The following is a 5,577-nucleotide window of genomic DNA, read 5'->3' as shown; positions in this document are numbered from 1 at the left end:
TCAAGCACCGCGGACTCACAGCTTGCCATCCACCCCTCTCACCCCAAAGTTTATCCCCTGCCCAAGACACAAGCGGGCTTGCTCGCGAAGGCGGTTTAACATTCAACGCATGTGTTGACTGTCACTGTGCCTTCGCGAGCAAGCCCGCTCCCACATTAGGTTTGGGTGAAGGCAGAAACTTCACCCTGAGCAAAGATGTTGTATTAAACCGCTACCGCACGCGGCTCACTGCGGCGCAATGCACGCATCTTGTGCAGCGTATCCGCGCAGGTCTTTGCCGCTTCCTGGCCTTTGTGCACGAAATGTTCGAAGAAGAATTTCTGGTGTTCTTCCCCGGCATGGAAGTGGTGCGGGGTCAAAACCACGGAGAACACTGGCACTTCGGTTTCCAGTTGAACCTGCATCAGGCCGCTGATCACCGACTGGGCGACGAATTCGTGACGGTAGATGCCGCCGTCGACCACAAGGCCTGCGGCTACGACGCCGGCATAACGCCCGGACTTGGCCAGCAGTTTGGCGTGCAATGGAATTTCAAAGGCGCCGCCGACTTCGAAGAAGTCGATGTCGGATTCCTGATAACCCTGGGCAACCATCTCGGTCACGAAGCCTTTGCGGCTCTGATCGACGATTTCCTTGTGCCAGCAGGCCTGGATGAACGCAACGCGCTCGCCCTGGTGGTTTTTGCTTTTGCTATCGATTGCGGTGGGTTGCATGTTCTGACTCCTGTTTATGTAAAAAACAGGGCATATGAATCGAATGGGATTTAAGGGTACGCACGCTCGCACGAATGCCCGCGGACGGCCCTTTGGCGCCAATCCCGTTCTCTCTTCATCCGGACTATGACCGTCGGCCCCGGGATCACACCGGGTCTGCTGACCTTGCCGCCAAACACCGCCGAAGCTGGGTCTGTCGCCAAGCGCTCGCGGGCTATGCGCATTGCGCGCAATTACCGCCGGTGGGGAGTTGCACCCCGCCCTGAGAACGTTTTGCCGTCAGATTGTCTGGCGGCGAAGCGTTTTTAACACATATTTCCAGCCTGCGCATCGCTGCTTTCTGATGATTGATATCGAGTTATTCACTGATTTGTGGCGACTTTTCCTGCGCCAAGGGTTGATTATTCGTCGTCATGGCCGCAGTAATTCCCTTCTGAAAGGAATTTCTCCCTGCTTAACGAGGCCAGATTCATGAGTGTTATCGATCTTCGCAGCGACACCGTCACTCAACCAACCGCAGGGATGCTCGACGCGATGGCCAACGCGGCCACCGGTGACGACGTTTATGGCGAGGATCCAACGGTCAACCGTCTGGAGGCCGAACTGGCCAAGCGATTGGGTTTCGCCGCCGCGCTGTTCGTGCCGACGGGCACCATGAGCAACTTGCTGGGCTTGATGGCGCATTGCGAGCGCGGTGACGAATATATCGTCGGCCAGCAGGCGCACACCTACAAATACGAAGGTGGCGGGGCGGCGGTGCTCGGCTCGATCCAGCCGCAGCCGCTGGAAGTGCAGGCCGATGGCTCGCTGGACCTGGATCAGGTGGCCGCCGCGATCAAACCCGACGACTTCCACTTCGCCCGTACACGCCTGCTGGCACTGGAAAACACCATGCAAGGCAAGGTTTTGCCGCTGGAGTATCTGGTGCAGGCGCGCCGCTTCACCCGTGAACATGGGCTGGCCTTGCACCTGGATGGCGCGCGGCTCTATAACGCGGCGGTCAAGTTGGGCGTGGATGCCCGTGAGATCACCCAGCATTTCGATTCGGTTTCGGTTTGCTTGTCCAAAGGCCTGGGCGCGCCGATCGGTTCGGTGTTGTGCGGTTCATTGGAGCTGATCGGCAAAGCGCGTCGCTTGCGCAAGATGGTCGGTGGCGGCATGCGTCAGGCCGGCATTTTGGCCGCAGCAGGGCTTTACGCCCTGGACCACAATGTTCAGCGTCTGGCCGATGACCATGCAAACGCACAGTTCCTGGCCGACGGCTTGCGCGCGGCGGGCTACGACGTCGAACCGGTGCAGACCAACATGGTTTACGTGCAGATGGGCGATAAGGCCGAGGCGATCAAGGCGTTCGCTGCCGAACGCGGGATCAAATTGAGCGCGGCGGGACGTCTGCGAATGGTCACGCACCTTGACGTCAGTCGTGCGCAAATCGAGCAAGTCGTCGCGACATTCGTCGACTTTTCCCGTAACTGATCGCGTTAGCGCTCCAATTGACCGTTTCTATCGTATAAACACGCTGTACCCCGCGCGCAGGGCCGATATAATGCGGCCCTTTGCCGTCGCTTCGTCTGTTGACGTTTCGCACAGGCCTTTGGCCGCAGCCTCCGTGGAAGAACCTAATGAAAAGCGCAGAAATCCGTGAAGCCTTCCTTCGCTTCTTCGAAGAGCAAGGCCACACCCGTGTAGCCTCCAGCTCTTTGATTCCGGGCAACGACCCAACCCTGCTGTTCACTAACGCGGGGATGAACCAGTTCAAGGACTGCTTCCTGGGCCAGGAAAAACGTGCGTACACCCGTGCGACCAGCAGCCAGAAGTGCGTGCGCGCCGGTGGCAAGAACAGTGACCTGGAAAACGTCGGCTACACCGCTCGTCACCACACATTCTTCGAAATGCTGGGTAACTTCAGCTTCGGTGACTATTTCAAGCACGACGCGATCACCTACGCCTGGACCTTCCTGACCGGTGTCCTGAAACTGCCCAAGGAAAAACTCTGGGTAACGGTCTATGCCTCTGACGACGAGGCCTATGACATCTGGACCCAGCAGATTGGCGTACCGGCCGAGCGCATGATCCGCATCGGCGACAACAAAGGCGCACCGTACGCCTCCGACAACTTCTGGACCATGGGCGATACCGGCCCGTGCGGTCCTTGCACCGAGATTTTCTACGATCACGGCGACCACATCTGGGGCGGCCCACCGGGTTCGCCGGAAGAAGACGGCGACCGTTACATCGAGATCTGGAACAACGTGTTCATGCAGTTCAACCGCACCGCCGATGGCGTGTTGCATCCGTTGCCTGCGCCGTCGGTGGATACCGGCATGGGCCTGGAACGGATCAGTGCGGTGATGCAGCACGTCAATTCCAACTATGAAATCGACCTGTTCAAGAACTTGCTGAGCGCATCGGCCGAGGCGATTGGCTGCACCAATGGCGATCAGTCGTCGCTCAAAGTCGTCTCCGACCATATCCGTTCGTGCGGCTTCCTGATTGCCGACGGCGTGCTGCCGTCCAACGAAGGTCGCGGTTATGTACTGCGCCGGATCATTCGTCGTGCGTGCCGTCACGGTAACAAGCTGGGCGCCACCGGCAGCTTCTTCTACAAGATCGTCGCGGCGCTGGTTGCCGAGATGGGTGAAGCGTTTCCGGAGCTCAAGCAGCAACAGTCCAACATTGAGCGCGTACTCAAGGCCGAAGAAGAGCAGTTCTCCAAGACCCTGGAACACGGCCTGAAAATTCTCGAGCAGGATCTGCTGGAACTCAAAGGCACCGTGGTGCCCGGCGACGTAGTGTTCAAGCTGTACGACACCTACGGTTTCCCGATGGACCTGACCGCTGACATCGCTCGCGAACGCAACCTGACGGTCGACGAAGTCGGTTTTGAACGCGAAATGGAAGCTCAGCGCGTTCGGGCGCGCTCGGCCAGTTCGTTCGGTCTGGACTACAACACGTTGGTCAAGGTTGACGTGGCGACCGAGTTCACCGGCTACAAGGCCACCAGCGGTTCGGCCAAAGTTGTGGCTATCTACAAAGATGGCCAGTCGGTCGACGTCTTGAGTGAAGGCCAAGAGGGCGTGATTGTTCTCAATCAGACGCCGTTCTACGCAGAATCCGGTGGCCAGATTGGCGATTGCGGTTATCTGCAAGCCGGCAGCAGCCGTTTTGACGTGCGCGACACGACCAAAACCGGCGGCGCGTTCCTGCATCACGGTGTGTTGGTGTCGGGCAGCCTGATGATTGGCGCGCCGGTAGAGACGCATGTGGACGCTGAAGTGCGCCATGCCACTTCGCTGAACCACTCGGCGACCCACTTGTTGCACGCCGCATTGCGCCAGGTGCTGGGTGAGCATGTTCAGCAGAAAGGCTCGCTGGTCGACAGTCAGCGTCTGCGTTTCGACTTCAGCCATTTCGAAGCCATCAAGCCTGAGCAACTGAAGGCGCTGGAAGACATCGTCAACGCCGAGATCCGCAAAAACTCCGCCGTTGAAACCGAAGAAACCGACATCGAAACCGCCAAGAAAAAAGGCGCCATGGCGCTGTTTGGCGAGAAGTACGGCGACAACGTGCGCGTACTGAGCATGGGCGGCGATTTTTCTGTTGAGCTGTGCGGTGGCATTCACGCCAATCGTACCGGCGACATTGGCCTGCTGAAAATCATCAGCGAAGGTGGTGTGGCTTCCGGCGTTCGTCGCATCGAAGCTGTCACCGGTGCCGCAGCGTTGGCTTACTTGAACGCAGCTGAAGAACAACTCAAGGAAGCGGCCAGCCTGGTCAAGGGCAGCCGCGACAACCTGATCGACAAGCTGTCGGCTGTGCTGGAGCGCAACCGTCTGCTGGAGAAGCAACTCGAGCAGTTGCAGGCCAAGGCTGCCAGCGCAGCGGGTGACGATCTGTCGGCCTCCGCGCTGGATGTCAAAGGCGTGAAAGTGTTGGCCGTGCGTCTGGACGGCCAGGACGGCAAAGCGCTGCTGGCGCTGGTCGATCAACTGAAAAACAAACTCGGCCGCGCAGTGATCCTGCTCGGCGGTGTCCATGAGGAAAAGGTCGTTTTGGTTGCAGGCGTAACCAAAGACCTGACTGGCCAACTCAAAGCCGGTGATTTGATGAAGCAAGCCGCTGCGGCAGTGGGCGGGAAGGGCGGCGGTCGTCCAGACATGGCGCAAGGCGGTGGTACTGACGCTGGCGCACTGGATGCCGCATTGGCGCTGACCGTTCCGTTTGTAGAGCAGGGTCTATAAGGCAGTGTGTCGGGCCCGCCGTCCAGTGGCGGGCCGACGCACTGTTTGAGTGATTATTTGGGCGCCCTTCATGGGCAGAGGCGGCTTTGAAATGGCTTTGATCGTACAGAAATTTGGAGGCACCTCAGTCGGCACTGTCGAGAGAATCGAGCAGGTCGCCGACAAGGTTAAGAAATTCCGCGATGCCGGCGATGACCTGGTGGTTGTGCTGTCTGCAATGAGCGGCGAAACCAACCGTCTGATCGATCTGGCCAAGCAAATCAGTGGCGACGAGCAACCCGTTCCACGTGAACTGGACGTGATTGTTTCCACTGGTGAGCAGGTGACGATTGCATTGCTGGCCATGGCGCTGATCAAGCGCGGCGTGCCGGCAGTGTCGTATACCGGTAATCAGGTGCGAATCCTGACGGACAGCGCGCACAACAAAGCGCGTATCTTGCAGATTGATGATCAAAAGATTCGTGGTGATCTGAAGGCGGGTCGCGTGGTGGTTGTCGCCGGTTTCCAGGGCGTCGACGAGCACGGCAAAAAACGCGATGGACGCCGGCGTGCTGCCGAACGCCCTGCGCGTATTGCGCGTCGACCGGCCGAACGTGCACGTTGCGCTCTACAACCAGAGCTCC

Annotated in this window: 3 protein-coding genes, 1 pseudogene and 1 riboswitch; of the genes and pseudogenes, 3 read left to right on the top strand and 1 reads right to left on the bottom strand. The window is 58.8% G+C overall.

Annotation, left to right across the window (positions count from 1 at the left end; all coding sequences use genetic code 11):
- Positions 1-203: 203 nt before the first annotated feature.
- The gene (locus ACQKP4_RS28195) at positions 204-713 is read right to left on the bottom strand and encodes a 6,7-dimethyl-8-ribityllumazine synthase (RefSeq protein WP_427637321.1); all 510 of its coding nucleotides are present in this window, start codon (positions 711-713) and stop codon (positions 204-206) included.
- 102 nt (positions 714-815) lie between these two features.
- A riboswitch (FMN riboswitch) is annotated at positions 816-987 on the bottom strand.
- Between the two features lie 197 nt (positions 988-1,184).
- On the opposite strand from ACQKP4_RS28195, the gene ltaE reads away from it, so the two are divergent.
- From ltaE to ACQKP4_RS28180, 3 genes and pseudogenes are all read left to right on the top strand, one after another.
- Entirely contained in the window at positions 1,185-2,189 is a 1,005-nt protein-coding gene (gene ltaE / locus ACQKP4_RS28190) for a low-specificity L-threonine aldolase (protein WP_427637320.1), read from the top strand.
- Between the two features lie 146 nt (positions 2,190-2,335).
- On the top strand, positions 2,336-4,954 hold the full coding sequence (gene alaS, locus ACQKP4_RS28185) for an alanine--tRNA ligase (protein WP_427637319.1): 2,619 nt from the start codon (positions 2,336-2,338) through the stop codon (positions 4,952-4,954).
- A 91-nt stretch (positions 4,955-5,045) separates the two neighbouring features.
- Positions 5,046-5,577, top strand: a pseudogene (locus tag ACQKP4_RS28180) (hypothetical protein); the annotation flags it as partial.

Source organism: Pseudomonas sp. NPDC086278, assembly GCF_050280905.1.
In the GTDB taxonomy this organism is placed as follows: Bacteria; Pseudomonadota; Gammaproteobacteria; order Pseudomonadales; family Pseudomonadaceae; genus Aquipseudomonas.
This window is presented reverse-complemented; position numbering and strand designations above follow the sequence as displayed.